The 17618-nt window shown below is 56.7% G+C and carries 16 protein-coding genes; 8 read left to right on the top strand and 8 right to left on the bottom strand.

Annotated features, from left to right (window positions below; genetic code table 11):
• Positions 1 to 26 precede the first annotated feature (26 nt).
• The 4 genes from ACI0FJ_RS13305 to ACI0FJ_RS13290 all read right to left on the bottom strand — a co-directional run bounded on the left by ACI0FJ_RS13305 (position 27) and on the right by ACI0FJ_RS13290 (position 2947).
• Positions 27 to 758 (bottom strand): amino acid ABC transporter ATP-binding protein, encoded by a 732-nt coding sequence (locus ACI0FJ_RS13305; RefSeq protein WP_424306568.1) that lies wholly within the window; start codon positions 756 to 758, stop codon positions 27 to 29.
• Positions 758 to 1768 carry an ABC transporter permease subunit gene (locus tag ACI0FJ_RS13300; protein ID WP_424304326.1) on the bottom strand — a complete coding sequence of 337 codons (1011 nt, stop codon included), beginning with the start codon at positions 1766 to 1768 and terminating at the stop codon, positions 758 to 760. Before ACI0FJ_RS13300 ends, ACI0FJ_RS13305 begins: the two co-directional genes overlap by 1 nt.
• A 115-nt stretch (positions 1769 to 1883) precedes the next feature.
• Positions 1884 to 2711: a transporter substrate-binding domain-containing protein gene (locus ACI0FJ_RS13295; RefSeq protein WP_424304324.1), complete on the bottom strand. Its 828-nt coding sequence runs from the start codon at positions 2709 to 2711 to the stop codon at positions 1884 to 1886.
• Positions 2712 to 2770: 59 nt separating this feature from the next.
• On the bottom strand, positions 2771 to 2947 hold the full coding sequence (locus tag ACI0FJ_RS13290) for a hypothetical protein (protein ID WP_424304322.1): 177 nt from the start codon (positions 2945 to 2947) through the stop codon (positions 2771 to 2773).
• A 172-nt stretch (positions 2948 to 3119) separates the two neighbouring features.
• Between ACI0FJ_RS13290 and ACI0FJ_RS13285 the strand changes: the two genes are divergently transcribed.
• The 3 genes from ACI0FJ_RS13285 (at position 3120) to ACI0FJ_RS13275 (ending at position 8185) form a co-directional block, all read left to right on the top strand.
• The gene (locus ACI0FJ_RS13285) at positions 3120 to 4520 is read left to right on the top strand and encodes a sigma-54-dependent transcriptional regulator (protein WP_424304320.1); all 1401 of its coding nucleotides are present in this window, start codon (positions 3120 to 3122) and stop codon (positions 4518 to 4520) included.
• Between the two features lie 969 nt (positions 4521 to 5489).
• Entirely contained in the window at positions 5490 to 7763 is a 2274-nt protein-coding gene (locus ACI0FJ_RS13280; RefSeq protein ID WP_424304318.1) for an ATP-binding cassette domain-containing protein, read from the top strand.
• On the top strand, positions 7760 to 8185 hold the full coding sequence (locus ACI0FJ_RS13275; RefSeq protein ID WP_424304316.1) for a MarR family winged helix-turn-helix transcriptional regulator: 426 nt from the start codon (positions 7760 to 7762) through the stop codon (positions 8183 to 8185). The genes ACI0FJ_RS13280 and ACI0FJ_RS13275 overlap by 4 nt, the downstream gene beginning before the upstream one ends.
• Positions 8186 to 8841: 656 nt before the next feature.
• Here the strand turns inward: ACI0FJ_RS13275 and ACI0FJ_RS13270 are convergent.
• Genes ACI0FJ_RS13270 through ACI0FJ_RS13255 form a run of 4 tightly spaced genes read right to left on the bottom strand, consistent with a single transcriptional unit; the run spans position 8842 to position 12610 of the window.
• A complete protein-coding gene (locus ACI0FJ_RS13270; RefSeq protein WP_424304314.1) occupies positions 8842 to 10491 on the bottom strand; it encodes a DNA repair protein RecN in 1650 nt (549 codons plus the stop codon).
• Positions 10492 to 10543: 52 nt separating this feature from the next.
• The gene (locus ACI0FJ_RS13265; protein WP_424304312.1) at positions 10544 to 10690 is read right to left on the bottom strand and encodes a hypothetical protein; all 147 of its coding nucleotides are present in this window, start codon (positions 10688 to 10690) and stop codon (positions 10544 to 10546) included.
• A 34-nt stretch (positions 10691 to 10724) separates the two neighbouring features.
• Positions 10725 to 11597, bottom strand: a complete 873-nt coding sequence (locus tag ACI0FJ_RS13260) for an ABC transporter permease (RefSeq protein WP_424304310.1) — start codon at positions 11595 to 11597, stop codon at positions 10725 to 10727.
• Positions 11597 to 12610: an ABC transporter permease gene (locus ACI0FJ_RS13255; protein ID WP_424304309.1), complete on the bottom strand. Its 1014-nt coding sequence runs from the start codon at positions 12608 to 12610 to the stop codon at positions 11597 to 11599. Before ACI0FJ_RS13255 ends, ACI0FJ_RS13260 begins: the two co-directional genes overlap by 1 nt.
• A gap of 516 nt (positions 12611 to 13126) precedes the next feature.
• Here ACI0FJ_RS13255 and tyrS point away from each other — a divergent pair.
• The 5 genes from tyrS to ACI0FJ_RS13230 all read left to right on the top strand — a co-directional run bounded on the left by tyrS (position 13127) and on the right by ACI0FJ_RS13230 (position 17395).
• Entirely contained in the window at positions 13127 to 14386 is a 1260-nt protein-coding gene (tyrS, locus tag ACI0FJ_RS13250) for a tyrosine--tRNA ligase (RefSeq protein WP_424304307.1), read from the top strand.
• 706 nt (positions 14387 to 15092) lie between these two features.
• On the top strand, positions 15093 to 15533 hold the full coding sequence (locus tag ACI0FJ_RS13245; protein WP_424304305.1) for a DMT family transporter: 441 nt from the start codon (positions 15093 to 15095) through the stop codon (positions 15531 to 15533).
• 27 nt (positions 15534 to 15560) lie between these two features.
• Positions 15561 to 16415 (top strand): UbiA-like polyprenyltransferase, encoded by an 855-nt coding sequence (locus ACI0FJ_RS13240; RefSeq protein WP_424304303.1) that lies wholly within the window; start codon positions 15561 to 15563, stop codon positions 16413 to 16415.
• Between the two features lie 184 nt (positions 16416 to 16599).
• Complete coding sequence (locus tag ACI0FJ_RS13235) at positions 16600 to 16767, top strand: hypothetical protein (RefSeq protein WP_424304302.1); 168 nt, start codon at positions 16600 to 16602, stop codon at positions 16765 to 16767.
• A 184-nt stretch (positions 16768 to 16951) separates the two neighbouring features.
• The gene (locus ACI0FJ_RS13230) at positions 16952 to 17395 is read left to right on the top strand and encodes a hypothetical protein (RefSeq protein WP_424304300.1); all 444 of its coding nucleotides are present in this window, start codon (positions 16952 to 16954) and stop codon (positions 17393 to 17395) included.
• Positions 17396 to 17618 lie beyond the last annotated feature (223 nt).

Below are 17618 nucleotides of genomic sequence, written 5' to 3'. Positions count from 1 at the left end.
AAAAAGGATCACAATACGTTGAGGGGCTAGAGAATCTGGCTCAAAAAGAGCTTGGAGCGTTCGTCCTGCGGGTTGTCGAAAAACTCGCTCGGCGTATTGATCTCCAGAATCTGCCCGTGGTCCATAAAGACCACGCGGTCGGCAACTTCGCGGGCAAAGCCCATTTCGTGCGTTACCACGACCATGGTCATGCCTTCCTGGGCCAGGTTCTTCATAACGTCGAGGACCTCGCCCACCATTTCCGGGTCCAGGGCCGAGGTCGGCTCGTCAAAGAGCATGACCTTCGGATTCATGGCCAATGAGCGGGCAATGGCCACACGCTGCTGCTGGCCGCCGGAAAGTTGATCCGGGTAGACATTGTACTTTTCCGCAATGCCCACCTTTTTCAGCAGGGCCATGCCGACTTCCTCGGCTTCCTTTTTGCGGCGCTTGCGCACGGTCTGCTGGGCCATGGTCAGGTTGTCCAGCACGCTTTTGTGCGGAAAGAGGTTGAAGCTCTGGAAAACCATGCCCACCTCGGCCCGGATCTTGTTGATGTCGCATTTGGGGTCGAGGATGTCCGTGCCCTCTATACGGATGGAGCCTTCATCCGCGTATTCCAGGCGGTTGAGGCAGCGCAGAAAGGTGGACTTTCCCGATCCGGAAGGGCCGATGATAACGACCACTTCACTGGGTGCGACGTCCATGGAGACGTTTTTGAGGGCCTCCAGTTTTTCAGGAACATAGAAGTATTTGCAGACGCTTTCAGCCCGTATCATCATCTGATCACCGCCCTGCGTTCGAGGTACTGGACAAAAAGGGACAGCGTGAAGGTCAGCACCAGGTAGAGGCAGGCACAGACGATCCACATTTCAAAAGGCTGCAGGCTGGAGGTTACGATCTCGCGCGTGGCCTTGGTCAGTTCGCGGATGGCGATGACGCCCAAAAGGGACGAGTCCTTGATGAGGCTGATGAACTGGCCTGCCAGCGGCGGCATGATGCGGCGGAAGGCCTGCGGCAGAATGACCTTGCGCATGGCCTGGGCGCTGCTCATGCCCAGGGAGCGCGCCGCCTCCATCTGGCCCCGGTGTACGGACTGGATGCCCGCACGTACGATTTCCGCCGTGTACGCGCCCGTAAAAATGGCCAGGGCGATAACGCCGTACCACAGGGGCGGAATATGGCCTATGCCGTACTTGTCCAGGATGGAGTTGATGAGCGTGCCCATCACGAAATACCACAGGAAAATCTGCACCAGAAGTGGCGAACCACGGATGATTTCAATGTAGGTGATGGACAGCCATCGGAAACATGGGTTGCGCGAAATACGCATGAGACCGGTAAGCACGCCGAGAAAAATGCCGAAGATGATGGCGATGAAACTGATCTTGAGGGTGAGCCACAGCCCCTCGAGCATGATGCCGGGCTGGCTTAATCGGTAGGATCCCAGGACGTCGCCCGGCGAGATCATGTCACCTTCGTAAACCAGGGGCTCGCCTTTGTGCAGGTTGTAGGTCTCCTGATTGGAAGGGCCGCTGATGGTGATGAAGTTCGAACCGTCGCGCTTGGTGATGGACGAGACGTCGCCTTCAATTTCGGCCCGCACGTCCACGGTGGCATCGGTCCAGAAATATTGGGGCACGCGGTTCCAGCGCCAGATGTATTCGACGGATTCACTGGCCGCCCACATGGTCAAAACGCCGCCGATGACTATGATGACAAAGGCGGCCTTCCACATGGCGTACCACATGGGGCTTCTTGGGCGGTCCAGTCCGGAGCGTTGTCTCATGATGCTCGTACCTTGAAATTTTATGGATTCGTTGTGAGTTGCGCGGAGTATGCGCTGCAAGGCCGTATGCAAAACCGGGGCGCTGGGCCCCGGTTTTGCACAAAAGCTGTTCGGCCTATTGAACCTGTCTCAGCCAGCCGTCGGACTTCATCCACTTGTTGTAGATGCGGTCGTAGCGGCCGTCGTTCTTGATCTGGCGCAGGAAGTTGTCCAGGTAGTTCAGGAAATCGGGATCGCCCTTGCGAATGCCGAAAGCCAGAGGCTCGTAGGTGAAGGGGGTGTCCAGGTGGACCAGCTTGTCCTTGCCCTGCTGTGCCTTGAACAGCACGTTGAAGGGAAAGTCGTATACCCAGGCGTCGGCGCGGCCGTTCAGTACTTCCAGGGCGCCGTCCGCTTCCTTGTCAAAGGACTTGAACGTGGACTTGGGTATCATGCGCTTGGCAGCCTGCTCACCGGTGGTGCCCAGACGGGAAACCACGGTGTACTTGGGATCGTTCAGATCGCTGTAGGACTTGATGGTTCCGGCAAGCTTGGCCGGGATGAGGATGGTCTGTCCTACAACGATATACGGATCGGCAAAGTTGATCTTCAGGTTGCGTTCCTGGTTCACGGTCATGCCGGAGATGATGATGTCGAACTTGTCCGTGAGCAGGGCGGGGATCATGCCGTCGAAGTCGGTGTTGACGGGCACGAACTTCACACCCATGGATTTGGCCAGTTCCTTAGCCAGATCGATGTCGAAGCCCACGTAGTTGCCTTTTTTGTCGGTCATTTCAAAGGGCAGGTAACCGGCGTCGAAGCCGACACGCAACTCGCCGCGTTTGAGAATGGATTCGACCGTGGATTTTTTGGCCAGTTCGATGTCGTCGGCCATTGCGCCGGAAACGAGCAGCATCCCGGCCACCAGAGCCATGAGAACGATCCGCAGGGTTTTGCTGAGCATGTGATCCTCCATAGAATGATTATTTGCAGAGGGCGAAACGGCATCCCACGGGGACCCCGTTAATACTTCCCTTCTGTGAGCACCTCGGTGATGATCATTTCCACGTTGCAGTCTTCGCATTTGGGCATGGGTTCTTCGGGAAGGGCGATAATCTGGGTGCGTCTGCACTTGGGGCAGATTACCTGCACGAATTCCCGCTTGTATCGGTCTGTAATATTTTTTTTCAGATCGGCCATGATGTTTTCTCCACAAAAAAGACTATAAGTGGGTAGAGCCGGGGGAACGTACACTTAATTTGCGCAAAAATACACGAAAATCAAGGGCGTCTGACGCCTGGATAAGTTACGCCGGAAGGATTATGCTCACATAATCTCAATACTTAAGCATATTCCCGGAGCAGACGGACGGATGAACGGAAAAAAATTGCTGGTGGTGGACGACGAGCCGGGCCACCGACTGATGGTGCGCGCGGTAATGAGCGAACGTGGTTGGCAGGTTGACGAGGCCGAGGACGGCCTGAAGGCCTTGTCCCTTCTCAAGGACAAGGAGGCTGAACGCGACGACAATTCCGCCATGCCCGACGTGGTTCTGCTGGATATGAAAATGCCTGGCATGGATGGTGTGGACGTGTTGCGCCACATGCGCCGCGACCATCCCGCCGTGCCGGTGGTCATGCTGACGGCCTTCGGTTCCGTGGGGCCGGCCGTGGAAGCCATGAAGCAGGGCGCCTTCGACTATCTTACCAAACCGGCGGACAACGACGAGCTGGAAACCGTGCTCGTCAAGGCAGCCCAGTACGGGGCGTTGTTGGCGGAAAACGAAAGCCTGCGAAGCCGGGTGGTGGATAAGGAAAAGGGGCCGCGCATCATAGGGCAAAGCCCTGCCGTGTGCGAGATGAACGAGCTGGTGGCCCAGGCCGCGCCCACGGAGGCCCGTGTGCTCATTCTGGGCGAGTCGGGCACGGGCAAGGAATTGGTGGCGGAAAAGCTGCATGCCCTTTCCCTGCGCAAGGACGGACCGCTCATCAAGGTCAATTGTGCGGCATTGCCCGGCGACCTGTTGGAAAGCGAGCTGTTCGGCTACATGAAAGGGGCTTTTACCGGCGCGGTAAAGGACAAGCCCGGCCGGTTTCAGCTGGCATCCGGGGGAACGCTTTTTCTGGACGAGATAGGGGAAATGCCCTTGGCGCTCCAGGCCAAGCTGTTGCGGGTGCTTCAGGAGGGCGAGGTGGAACCGCTGGGCGGAATCAAACCGGTTTCCGTTGATGTACGCGTTTTGGCAGCCACAAACCGCGACCTCCAGCAGGAGATCAAGAAAGACAAATTTCGTGAGGATCTCTATTTCCGTCTCAATGTTTTGGAGGTCTGCATTCCTCCGTTGCGCCAGCGCAAAACCGATATTCCATTGCTGACCAGTTTTCTTTTGCGCCGTCTGGCAGAAAAGAACCATTTGGATGTCTGTTCGGTTTCCCCGGAGTTTTTGGACGCTCTGGCCCGGTATGACTGGCCGGGTAATGTGCGTGAGTTGGAGAATGTTTTGGAGCGTACTCTGGTTTTGGCCCGCACCGATCTGCTGACCCCGGACTTGTTGCCTGACGTGTTTCAGGAAGGGGCGGAGATTCGTTTGGATGTACGGGGAGATGAGGGTGAAGAGCAGGAGGAAGTGTCGTTTGATGCGGCCGAGCGTCATGCTTTGGAGCAGGCGTTGGAGGCTACAGGAGGGCACAGGGAGAGGACGGCGGAGTTGTTGGGGGTGAGCAGGCGGACGTTGCAGTATAAGTTGAAGAAGTTTGGGTTGACCAAGAGGTAGGAGTAGGCGGGGGAAAAATTCGCGATATCCGCGTTGCTGCGGTGTTGGCGAACCCTCGCGTATGGAAGAATACGCTTCACAACCGCCAACATCCTCGCGCCTTGATCTCACGTTTTTTGCCCCGCCTGTGGTCCTTGGGGGGATTGCTGCGGGGGCAAGGAAAGAAAGCACACTGCGCTTTTCGCGCAGTGAAGAGGGAAGAGGCGGCTGGGTATAGGGAGACACGGTGTCCCCGCGGCTGCCTTTCAAATAAATTTTGTCGAATTTTCCGGAAACAGTGGGGAAACCCGGAGAGGCCCCGGTTTCCCCGTTTGTTTCCTGAACCTTCCCCTCCCTTTCCGGCCCTAAGGGGCCGCAGGTATCTGGCAGGAAGTCTTTGCCGCCTCTTCGTACCAAGTCAGGTGAGATAGCACCCTTGCGCCATAGGTTCGTAAGCTGCATTTGTAACCGTTTGCACAACAGTTGCGCCACGCCAAAGAATGGGGCGTGGCGAATAGGGGGCCATTGATGATGTGGAGTGGAAGGGCGCACGGATAGTTGAAAAGTCCCTGTGGACGAAAAGATAGAGCTAACTAGCGGTTAATCCAGATGATAGACCATAAATGTGTACTGGGCTGAAACGTACGCGAGATGGCCGCGTCGCTACCCGGCACAGGTTAGCAGAGCCATCTTCCGACCTGTGCCATCGGAAGCATTTCTATAAATTGGTTTGCAAGGTGGTGCAATAGAAAGGCGTTTTTATTACCCCACACGTCACGCGGCTGCGTAAGTTTTGTTCCCGGCAAGGCGAAAAAAAAGGAGTTGGGGCGAGGATAGGAGTAAAGCTCCATCCCGTCCAAACTCCTTTTTAATTCAACGTAGCCGGGGGCAAAAATCGCGCAGCCGCGTCTCTTTCTAATACGTTACCCCATTTAGTTGACTATGTCATATAATGACCATATCAAGCTTCCTGCAACAAAGGAGCTTGCTATGCAGGACGACAATCTTCATGTCCGCAGGGCACGGGAACGCAACCTCAACAACGTGTCCCTGTCCATTCCTTCCAAAAAAATCACGGTGTTTACCGGAGTCTCGGGTTCCGGGAAGTCATCGCTTGTATTCGATACGATTGCGGCGGAATCCCAGCGCCAGCTGAACGAAAGCTATTCCAGCTTTATCCGGCACCGGCTTCCCCAATACGGGCAGCCCGATGTGGACGGCATAGAAAACCTGCCGGTTTCCTTTGTCATCAGCCAGAAGCGCCTGGGCGGCAATGCACGGTCCACGGTGGGCACCATAACGGATATCTATTCGCTGCTGCGGCTTTTGTATTCGCGTCTGGGCACGCCGTATGTGGGCCTTGCCGAAGTCTTTTCCTTCAACAACCCCAAGGGCATGTGCAAAACCTGCGGCGGAACCGGCAAGGTGGATTCCATCGGCATGGACCGGCTGCTGGACAAGGAAAAGTCTCTTTCCGAAGGGGCGATACGTTTTCCCACGTTCGAGCCGGGAGGCTGGCGGTTGCGTCGCTATGTGCATTCCGGGATGTTCGACAACGGGAAGAAGCTCCGGGACTTCAGTGCACAGGAAATGGACCTGCTGCTGCACACAACGGGTGTAAAACCGCCGCATCCCGATCCGCAATGGCCCAAGACGGCTGTGTACGAAGGGGTGATTCCGCGTATTGAACGGAGTTTTCTGCATGGCGAAGGCGAGGAGCGCCTCAGGCACAGGAAAAGGATCGACGCCATTGTCAGCCGGGGCACATGTCCCGACTGCCGCGGCCATCGGCTGAGTCCCGAGGTCTTGTCGTCTCTGGTGGGAGGGAAAAGCATTGGCGAGTGCACGTCGATGCAGGCCGACGACATGCTTGCCTTTCTGAAGGGGCTGGACCATCCGGCCAAGGTGAAGCCGATTTTTTCCGCACTGAGGAACCAGCTGGAACAGATGGTGTCCATTGGGCTGGGATATCTGAGCCTGAACCGGGAAACATCGACCCTTTCAGGCGGCGAGTCGCAACGCATCAAGTTGCTGCGGCAGCTCGGCAGCAGTCTGACCGGCGTGGCCTATATTCTGGATGAACCCAGCATCGGGCTGCATCCCTACGATGTGGACCGGGTCAACGACCTGCTGCGCTTGCTGCGGGACAAGGGAAACACGCTCCTTGTGGTGGAGCACGACCCGGATGTCATTCGCACGGCCGACCACGTGGTGGACATGGGGCCGAGGGCGGGGACGGCTGGCGGCAACATCGTCTTTCAGGGAAGCTACGACGGGCTGCGGCAGGCGGACACGCTGACGGCAAAACATCTTTCGCGGACCGTTTCGTTCAAGAAAAATCTCCGCAACCCGTTGGGATATATTTCCATTGAAGGCGCAACCCTGCACAATCTGAAAAACATCTCCGTGCGTATTCCAAAGAATGTTCTGACCGTTGTGACCGGCGTGGCCGGTTCCGGGAAAAGCAGCCTGATCAACGGGGTTCTGCCGGAATATTGTCCGGGGTGCATCGCCATCGATCAAAAATCCATGCACGCCTCCAAGCGGTCGAATATAGCCACGGCCGTCGGGGTGTTCGATGCCATTCGCAAGCAATTCGCCCGGGCCAACAATGTGGGTGCGGGGCTTTTCAGCTTCAATTCCAAGGGCGCCTGTCCCGAGTGCAAGGGGCTGGGGGTGGTGTATACGGACCTGGCGTTCATGGATTCTGTGGCCACCACCTGCGAGACCTGCGCGGGCAAGCGCTACACGCAGGATGTTCTGCGCTATGCCCTGGACGGGAAGAATATTTTCGAGGTGCTCTCGCTGACCGTGCATGATGCCTGCCGCTTCTTTGCCGGGAGCGGCATAGCCGAGGATCTTTCCCGGCTGGAAACAGTGGGGCTGGGGTACATCACGCTGGGGCAGACGCTGGACACGCTTTCCGGCGGGGAGCTGCAGCGCGTCAAACTGGCGGCGGAACTTGGCAGAAAAGGGCAGGTGTATATTCTGGACGAACCGACCGCCGGGCTGCATATGGCGGATGTGGCGCAACTGATGCGGGTGTTGGACAGGCTTGTGGCCCAGGGGAATACCATGATCGTCATTGAACACAACCTGGACGTGCTCTGTGGGGCGGACTGGGTGGTTGACCTTGGTCCCGGAGCCGGACAAAAAGGGGGAAAAGTCCTCTTTGAAGGAACTCCTCAGGATCTTTTGCATGCGCCGGGTTCCATAACCGGACGCTATCTGAAGAAGTACGCGCAGCACAGGGAAAAGCCATGACGAACACTGAGCTTGAACAGAGCTACCTTCCGTTTCAATGCATGATCATCAGCAATCTCAGCCGCTACAATGTGGAAGGCGTGGCGACCGCCCAATATTACCTGCTGGACATACTGGCAACGCAAGGCAGCAAGACGACAAAGGAGCTGGCGGAGCTTCGGGGGGTGTCGCAGTCCGGGATATCCAAGCTTACCAAGCGTCTGCTGGACAAGGGCTATGTGGTGCAGGAGCGTAGTACTCTCGACAGGCGGTCGTACGACATTTCCATCACCAAGGCGGGGAAAGCCTTTCTGGCCCGTTCGGCCAGCCTGCGCCACGAAGTTCTGGAAACAATAGAAAGCGCCTTGGAACCGGAAGAAATTGATGCTTTCGCCTCGTTATGTCGGAAGATTGTTGCGTACGGCAAAGAGAGTGAGGGGTAAAACAGTGGGAGAGCCCGAAAAGGCCTGGTTCCCCCGGCCAGGGCGTTGAAAATCTCGCGCTGGCTGCGCCAAAGGCACATCCCAACCTGATACACTTTATCGGCTTAAGAAAAGAGGATGCGTGGTTGAAGGGAGACATGGTGTCCCTTCGGCTAATTTTCGAGCATAGTTTTGTAAAATTATCCGGAAACAGTGGGGAAACCCGGAGAGGCCCCGGTTTCCCCGTTTGTTTCCGGAACCTTCCCCTCCCTTTCCGAGCCTAAGGGGCCGCAGGTATCTGGCAAGAAGTCTTTGCCGCCTCTTTGCACCGAGTCAGGTGAGATAATACCCTTGCGCCATAGCTTCGTAAGCTGCATTTGCAGGTTTTTCTGAGTCGTTACGCCACGCCGAAGAATGGGGCGTGGCGAAATGACAGCCATTGATGATGTGAACTAAAAGGGCGCACGAGAATTTCGAGCGGAAAAGGCAGGTTAGTTTGTAAGTAAAATCGTAGCTAGAAATTGGCTTGAAAGCGAAGGCAGCATTATGAAACCCGTCTTATTCTTCTTTACCCCATACGTTCACGTGGCTGCGTAAGTTTTGGTTCCGGCAAGGCGTAAAGAAGGCGGTTGGGGCGAGGATAGGAGTAAAGCTCCATCCCGTCCCAACCGCCTTCTTTAGAACGAAGCCAGAGGCAAAAATCGCGCAGCCGCCTCGTCTCTCTCCCAACTATCTGGCTTTACCCAGTTGTTCAGCCAGCGCCTTCCCCTGTTCCCCCCCCCCGCCATCCGGGTAAGTTCGGCCATAATGCCCTCTGAGGCCAAAGCCTGGCAGCGGGTATAGGTACGTCCGTCGTCCACTTCCTTCACCACCGTAAAGTGTCGTGCGGCCCGTGCCGCCAGTTGCGGCCAGTGGGTAATGAGTATGACCTGTTGGCGTCCGGCCAGATGTTCCAGCCGGTCGGCCATGCTGTTCAGGGTCAGGCCGCCCACGCCAGCGTCCACTTCGTCGAAGATGAGCGTAGGTAGTTCCTGGGCTGAGATGAGGTTGGTAACGGCCAGGAGAAAGCGGGAAAGTTCGCCGCCCGAGGCAATGGCGTCCAGGGGCTGCGGGGGCATGCCGGGGTTGGGTATCCACAGAATGCGCGCCCGGTTTTCCGAGATGCCGGGGTGGATTTCCGTGGGCGTGAACTGGATGTGGATTTCCGCGTGTTTGGAAAATCCCAGGTAGGAAAGTTCTTCTTTGAGCCGTGCGCACAACGTTTCCCCGGCTGTAGCCCGGGCCTTGTCCAGCCGGGTCAGTACGGCGCGGAGTTTGTCGGCTTCCTTTTCTTCCTTGTCGCGCAGGGTTTTCAGGTCCAACGCGCAGGAGTCGAGAAACGACAGGTTGTCGTCGATTTCCCGTGCCAGGTCCACGATCTGGTCCAGGGATTTGCCCAGCTTGCGGCGCAAGGACGAGAGCTCGAACAACCGTGCTTCAATGGTTTCGGGGTTGTCTTCCGGAGCCACCGAAGGCATGCGCCGCAGTCGTCCGTCAATCTCGCCCAGTTGGAGGTTGAGGTCTTCCACCGTGGCGGCGTCGTCCGCAAATTCGGGCAGAAATTTTGCCAGGGCGTTCAAATGGCGCGAAAGTTTGCCCATGGCGTCGCAAATGCCAGATTGCGGATCGTCCAGCAGGTCCAGGGCGTTCTGCGCGGCTTCGTTCACCTCGCGGCGGTGGCGCAGGGTCTTGCGTTTGGCTTCCAGCTCGTCTTCTTCGCCGGGTTGGGGGCCGACCTTGTCGATTTCCTTTTTCTGGAATTCGAGAAAATCGCGTTGGTTGGCAAGCTCGTCATAGCGGGCCTGAAGCGCGGCACGCTGTTCGGAAATGTCCTTGAGCCGGGCCAGCAGTTCGGTGCGTTCGTCAAAGAGTTCGGTCTCGGTGACAAAGCCGTCCACAATGCGGGCCTGATACGAGGGCCGGAGCAGAAGCTGCTGCCCGTGCTGGCTGGTATGAAGAAACAGGCTGGAACGGCGTTTGACAATGTTTTCCACGCTGGACAGCCGGTCGTTGATAAACAGTCGGCTGCGTCCTGTGGATGCCGAAAGTTCGCGGCGGACAATGGTTTCTTCCCGGCCATGGATGAAGATGGCTTCGGCCACGGCCTTGTCCGCACCGCCGCGCACATGGTCGCGTCCCAGCTTTTCGCCGGTGAGAAAATTTACCGCCTTGAGGATGAAGGATTTGCCTGCGCCGGTTTCGCCGGTAAGCACGTTGAGTCCTGGCACGAACTCAAGTTCCATGTCTTCGATCAGGGCGAGATTGTGTATGCGCAATAATTCAAGCATGGGGCTTGTTTGTACTCCCTGTGATGGGCGGCTTCAAGTGACGTTTTGAGTCTCAGCCACCGGGGTCGGCAAGGCCGAGGGCGTGGACGGCCTGCGGGCCGTGCCCCAGGTCGTTCAACATGCGGTAGAACATTTTTTCCCGGTCTTGGGAACGGGCCTCGTCCGGCAGCGAAACATTGACCAGGCAGACTGTTGGCATACGGTTCCTTGCAATGCGGAGGAAACGGGGGGGGCTATTGGCGCAGGCGCGGGTCGAGCAGGTCGCGCAGGCTTTCGCCCAGCAGGTTGTAGCCCAGCACGGTCAGCAGGATTGCCATGCCCGGAAAAACAGACATCCATGGTGCTATTTCCAGCACGTCCTTGCCTTCCATAAGCATGTTGCCCCAGCTCGGGGTGGGAGGCTGCACGCCCAGCCCCAGAAAGCTCAGGGAAGATTCCACCAGTATGGCTCCGGCCACGCCCAGGGTGGCGGAAACCAGCACCGGGGCCGCGGCATTGGGCAGAATGTGGTGGAACAGAACGCGGATGTGGCCCGCGCCGGAAACCTTGGCTGCCAGCACGTAGTCGCGGCTTTTCAGGCTGAGGGTTTCAGCCCGCACCAGACGGGCCACGCCCATCCAGCTGGTAAGGCCGATAACCACCATGATGTTGAACAGGCTCGGCTCCAGAAAGGCGATGACCGCCAGGATAAGGAAAAAGGAGGGGAAGCAGAGCATCACGTCCACGCCGCGCATGATGACTTCATCCACCAGCCCGCCGAAATATCCGGCCACCAGCCCCAGCACCAGCCCGATGCCAACGGACAGGCCCACGGCCACAAACCCCACCCACAGCGAGACCCGCCCGCCGTAGAGCATACGCGAGAAAATATCGCGGCCCAGGGAGTCCGTGCCCAGAAGATGGGTCCAGCTGGGGGGCAGAAAAATAGCGTCCACATTGATGGCCGAGGGATCGAACGGAGCAATCCACGGGGCAAGCAAGGCGCCCACGGACATGACGCCCACCAGAAAAAGGCCCAGCACCAGCAGGCCGTAGCGTGAAAGCAGGACCCGGCGTTTGTTGTATCCGTTGGCCGTTGGCGTTTGCAGGGAGGTGGCCTCGTTCATCAGCTCTTTCCTCCTGCCCGACCGGTTGAACGGCCGGCCCGAATACGCGGGTCGGCCAGCCCATAGGCTGCGTCGGCCAGCAGGTTGCCGGCCAGGGTAAGAATGGCGCCCAGCACCAGATTGCCCATGATGAGCGGATAATCACGGCTCATCACGCCCTGGTAGAAAAGTTGCCCCAGGCCGGGCAGGGAAAAAATGGATTCGATAATGACACTGCCGCCGATAAGCCCGGGAATGGACAGGCCGAGCAGGGTGATGGCGGGCAGCAGCGCGTTGCGCAGGGCGTGTTTGAACACGACCACGCGGGTCGAAAGCCCCTTGGCCTTGGCCGTGAGTACGTAGTCCTGGCGCAGCACTTCCAGCATGGACGAACGCATGAAGCGCGACATGCCCGCCAGCGAACCGAAGGTATAAATGAAGATGGGCAGAATCATGTGCCGGGTGAGGTCCCAGAGCTTGCCCAGGGGGGAAAGCGAGGCATAGTCCAGGCTGGTCAGCCCGGAGATGGGCAGCACCGGCCAGTAGATGCCAAGCCATATCATCATCAGCAGGGCCAGCCAGAAGCCGGGCACGGCAAAGCCGATGAAGACGAAGATGGTCATGGACCTGTCGAACATGCCGCCCTGCCAATAGGCCGAGGCCACGCCAATGGGAATGGTGATGAGCAGGGTGAGGAACAGGGAGACGATGTTCATGCCAAAGGTGAGCGGCAGCCGTTCCTTGATCTTGTCCCACACCGGGCGGTGGTCGCCGGAAAGGCTTTGGCCGAAGTCGAAGCGCACGATGCGCGACACCCAGCGGGCATATTGCACGTGTATGGGCTGGTCCAGGCCGTACAGCTTGTTCAGACGCGCGGCAGCTTCGGGTGTTGCCAGCGGGTTCATGGTGGTCTGCAGCTCCGTGGGCGAGCCGGGCGCCAGATGGATGACCCAGAAACTGATGACCGTGATGCCGAACAGCACAACGGCAACCCAGGCCAGTTTGGTAAGTATGCGTGCGATAAGAGAGCCCATAGCCCACAATTATAGGGCAACATGACATGAAAGGAAAGAAGGGCTCAGGCTGCTCAGGCAGTTCATAAAGGGTGATAGCGGCGTTGCTACGTAAAAACCAAGCCCCTCATGTATTTAAGAATACACTTCGGGTTTGGTTTTTTCTGGCGCTTTGCTCTCACCTCTTTCTGAACAGCCTGTTTAAATTTCTGAAAAGGGTGCGGTAACTTCGTTGGTTCGGAAAAACCAAGCCCTCGCGCCTTGCTTTCGTACCTTTTTGAGTTGTCTGGCGGATGTGGGGTGAAAATGAGATTTCGAGTAGAAGAAGGGAAACGGGCGAATGAGCGGTATTATAAGGGAAAAATCAAGGCTTCGTCTTTTCTGGCCCGCACCATGGCTCTTGATTTCCTCCCGGTTTTATGAAAGCCAACAAGATTCGCGCACGAAGCGCGTAATCGTACCACAAAAACACGCACAGGCAGGCCGTCGGGGCCTTGAATGATGCGCATCAGCAAAAGAGACTGCAAGGAGCAGGCAATGAACATTTTCGACGAGTTGAAGTGGCGGGGACTGGTGTTTCAGGTTTCGGACGAGGACGGAGTGCGCGAGTATCTGTCCACTCCGGGCCGCGCCATGTATTGCGGCTTCGACCCGTCCGCCAAAAGCCTGCACATCGGCAACATGGTTCCTCTGCTGGGTCTTTTGCGCTTCAAGCGCGCCGGGCACTCCCCCATTTTTCTGGCGGGTGGCGCAACCGGGCTTATCGGCGACCCCAGCGGTAAGGATCAGGAGCGCCAGCTCAAGCCGTCCGAGGAAATCGAGTTCAACATTTCCTGCATCCGCAAGCAGGCTGAAAAGCTGTTTGAAGGCGACGTCAACATCGTCAACAACCACGACTGGTTCGGCCAGATCACAGCCCTCGAATTCCTGCGCGACTACGGCAAGTTTTTCAGCGTCAACCGCATGATGGGCAAGGAATCGGTCAAGAACCGCTTCGGCCGCGACGACGTGGGCATCTCCTACACCGAGTTCAGCTACCAGATTCTGCAGTCCCTGGACTTTGAATATCTGGCCCGCGAGCACGGCTGCAAGTTGCAGATTGGCGGTTCGGACCAGTGGGGCAACATCACCGCAGGCTGCGAGTTCATGCGCCGCAAGTCCGGTCTGGAAGGCTATGCCATGACCTTCCCGCTCATCACCACTGCGGACGGCAAAAAGTTCGGCAAGTCCGAGAAGGGCGCCATCTATCTGGACCCGGAACTGACCTCCGTCTACGAATTTTACCAGTTCTGGGTACGCGCCGACGACCGCGACGTGGTCAAGCTGCTCAACTACTTCACCTTCCTGCCTCAGGAAGAGATCGCGGAACTGGCCAAGTGCGTCGAGGAGCAGCCCCATCTGCGCGAGGCCCAGAAGCGTCTGGCCGAGGAGATGACCTCTCTGGTGCACGGCAAGGACGAGCTGGACAAGGTGCTCAAGGCCACCGATGCTCTGTTCGGCAAGGGCGACATCCGCGAAGTGGATGTGCGCACCCTCAAAGCCGCCTTGGATGAAGCTCCCAGCCAGGAATACGACAAGACCGACGGATTGCCCGATCTGGCCCAGATGCTGGTGGACACGGGCCTTTGCGCTTCCAAGGGCCAGGCCAAGAAGGACATCAAGGCCGGTGGCGTGTACGTGAACAACGAGCGCGTCCAGGATATTGATTTCACCCCTGGTGCCAGCGACTTCCTGCATGGGGAGGCGCTTATGTTGCGCAAGGGGAAGAAGAATTATGGACTTATCTGCCTGAAATAGTCTCGGGGCGGCGGGAGCCGCTTGATAACTTCGTTGCAGCACAATTCGCAGACCGCTTGTGTATGTAAGAATACACGGCGCAGCTACGAATTGCACAGCGCCTAGTTCTCAAAGTAGCTCCCGCCGCCCTGTGTAATTTGAGGGGAACGGCACGTTGGCTGCGTTGCTGCGGAAAAATCGAGCCCCTCGTGTATATAAGAATACACGTCGGTTCTGATTTTCCCTGGCGCCTTGCCACCGCACCAGTCCCGCCGCCCTGCGGCAGACGGTTGTGAACCGGGAAGCAAAGAAAAATAGCGCGGCTGCGCATTGCTTAGCGTCTAGTTCTCAAGCGACTCCCGCCGCCCTGCGGCAGATGGTTGAGGAAGCAAAACAAAAGACGCACAGCAGCCGCGCAAGACGCCCAAGGCCCGAAGCACAGCGGCCCAAACCCCAAAAAAATCCAACGTCCAGCTGCACACCGCAAACATCTTTCCTCAGTCCTGTTTTCATCTCTCCCCATGAGTCTGAAAAGTCTGGTCCCTGTTGGTAGCCTTGCCGTCTTGCGGGATTCGGGCGAACATGATTTGATAGCCATTGGTTGACGTTCCCCACATTGTTTTTTTGTTTCAGCGCGATCAGCCATGGTTCGTGCGCAGGGTGTGTGCGGTGTTCCGCCGGAGCATGCGGCAGCCGACCAGTTCTTTCGTAAAGCCGAGGAGATTTCATGAAGTTATTTTATATTTGTCTGGCACTCGCGGCCGGGTTTCTCATGCCGGTGCAGGCAGGTATCAACTCCATCCTGCGCGACTCTCTCCGCGCGCCCGAGTCTGCGGCTCTGGTTTCGTTTTTTGTCGGCACCGTTGCCCTGACTCTTTACGTATTGGTGGTGCGGCTGCCTTTCGATTTTTCCAATGCCGTGTCCAACGCTCCCTGGTGGAGTTGGCTGGGTGGTGTGCTCGGCGCATTTTTCGTCACCGCCACGGTTATTCTGGTGCCCAAGGTCGGGGCCGGAACAATGGCTGGCCTCATCATCGCCGGGCAGCTCGTGGCCGCTGTGTTTCTGGACCATTTCGGGGTGCTCGGCTATCAGCAGCATTCCATCAGCCTGTCCCGTATTCTGGGAGTCGCCTTTCTGGTGTTGGGCGCTATTTTCATCCGCAAGTAATCGATTGCGATAACAAGGATTTTGTAGATGACACGTCAGATTGTCGCTCTGGCCCGCATGGTCAAAATAGAGCACTCCATCTTTGCCCTGCCGTTCGCCTACGTGGGCCTGTTTTGGGCCGCCAGGGGCTGGCCGGGTTGGAAACCCTTTTTGTTGGTTACGCTGGCCATGGTGGCCGTGCGTTCCTTTGCCATGGCCTTCAACCGCGTGGCCGACGTCAAGTTCGACCGTCTCAACCCCCGCACCCAGAACCGGCCGCTCATTACCGGGGAAATTTCCATGAACGCGGCCCGCATTTTCTGCGTGGTCACGGCAGCCATTTTTGTGTTGGCCTGCTACTTTATGAATTCCCTGGTCTTCGCGCTTTCCCCTGTGGCGCTCCTCATTGCGGGCGGTTACAGCCTTACCAAGCGGTTCACCTGGCTCTGTCATTTTGTTTTGGGCATGACCTTGGGCTTTGCTCCCCTGGGTGGCTGGATGGCCGTTACCCCGGAATTTTCCCTGCCTGCCGTACTGCTGGCCCTGGGCGTCACCTTTTGGGTGGCCGGGTTCGACCTGCTGTACGCCTGTCAGGATACGGATTTTGACCGCAGTCAGGAGCTGAACTCCATGCCTGCCTGTTTCGGCGTGGGGACCAGTCTGGCAATTTCCAGCTTCTGCCACGTCAACACCGCGCTGTTCTTTTTGCTGGCCGGATGGGCTGCGCAGGCGGGCGGTATTTATTTCATCTTTATGGTGATTATCGGCCTGATCATGGTGCTGGAGCATCTGCTCATCAGTGAAGACGATATGAGCCGCGTAAACCTGGCCTTTTTTACCCTGAACGGGGTGATTGCCGTGGCCGTGTTTGTGGGTGTGCTTGCCGACCTGATTTTTCAGTAAAAAGGCGGAAAGGTGATGCGGTAAGGCTTGCCGTAGGTTCCGGAGCAATCCAGTTTCGGGCCGTATTGCCTTTGTAAAGTTTTCCGTTTGCGCTTGCCAATTTTTTTTGTTATAGTACCCAGTTTTTTTATTGTCATTTATCCGGTTGGAGTATAACTCTGCTAGAAACAACTGGAGGATAGTTATGAGAACTACCCATTTCGGCTTACTCTTATTGTTGCTTTCCTTGGTCTGCATGCCCTTGGCAGCTTGCTCTGGTGAAGGACATCCTGACAAGGTGTCCAAGCAGGAGGTAAAGAAGCAAATGGAGGAAGTTACGAACAACGCCAGCAAGGTATTGAATAACGAATAAATGTTTGGTGCGGACTCGTTCGCAAAAAGGCCGGTTCTGATTATCAGGACCGGCCTTTTGTTTTTGGTGCGTAGGGGGAAAGGTGTTTGCGAGGGCGCGTTGGTCTTGCCGAATGGGGAAAAGAAAATTAATGAATTTATAAAACAAAGTATAAATAATTTTCTAGCCACTTGGGAAAAGCCTTATGACCGCGAGTTTTTCAGATTACGTAATCTCTTTTTTTACGTCGGTTTTGGGAAAAGTTGTCGAGCCGTTAAAGGCAGGAGCAGGAGAAACAGTCGCTGCGCCGGTGTATGGCACGTACTGCATGGTGATGCAGGATGTTTTGATGTTCTTTTTCCTGCTCGACTTGGGCGTGTCGTTTTTGATTGCCCGTCGGTATCCTCATTTCAAGAACATGTATTATGATGTTCACAAGTACTTTGGCGGGGTACACGCCGTCTTGGTCAAGTTGTTTGCCTTTTACTGCATTCGGTCGCTCGTCTCGGAGCCGACTGCCGATTTTTTCTCCTACGGATTGTTTTTGAATCTCTTTCCGTTGGCCTATGTCGGTCTGGTTATTTATTATTGTGCGGCCTTGGTGGGGTATGTGCGGCGGGTGAAGCGGGAAGAAGTGGTAGAAGGGTAGAATGTAGGACTGGCCTTTTGTTTTTTGGGCCTTGAAAAGCAAAAAATAAAGCACAATGCGCTTTTCGCGCATTGAAGATGGAAGAGGCAGCTGGGTATTGGGAGACACGGTGTCCCTTCGTTTGTTATTCCAGCCACTTTTTATGATTTTTTGCCAGAAACAGTGGGGGGACCTGATAAGGCCAGGTCCCCCCGGTTGTTTCCGGCACCTTCTCCTCCCCCTC

This window comes from Desulfovibrio sp. 7SRBS1 (assembly GCF_049723905.1).
In the GTDB taxonomy this organism is placed as follows: domain Bacteria; phylum Desulfobacterota; class Desulfovibrionia; order Desulfovibrionales; family Desulfovibrionaceae.
The sequence above is the reverse complement of the archived record's forward strand: the minus strand, read 5'-3'. Positions and strand labels throughout refer to the sequence as shown.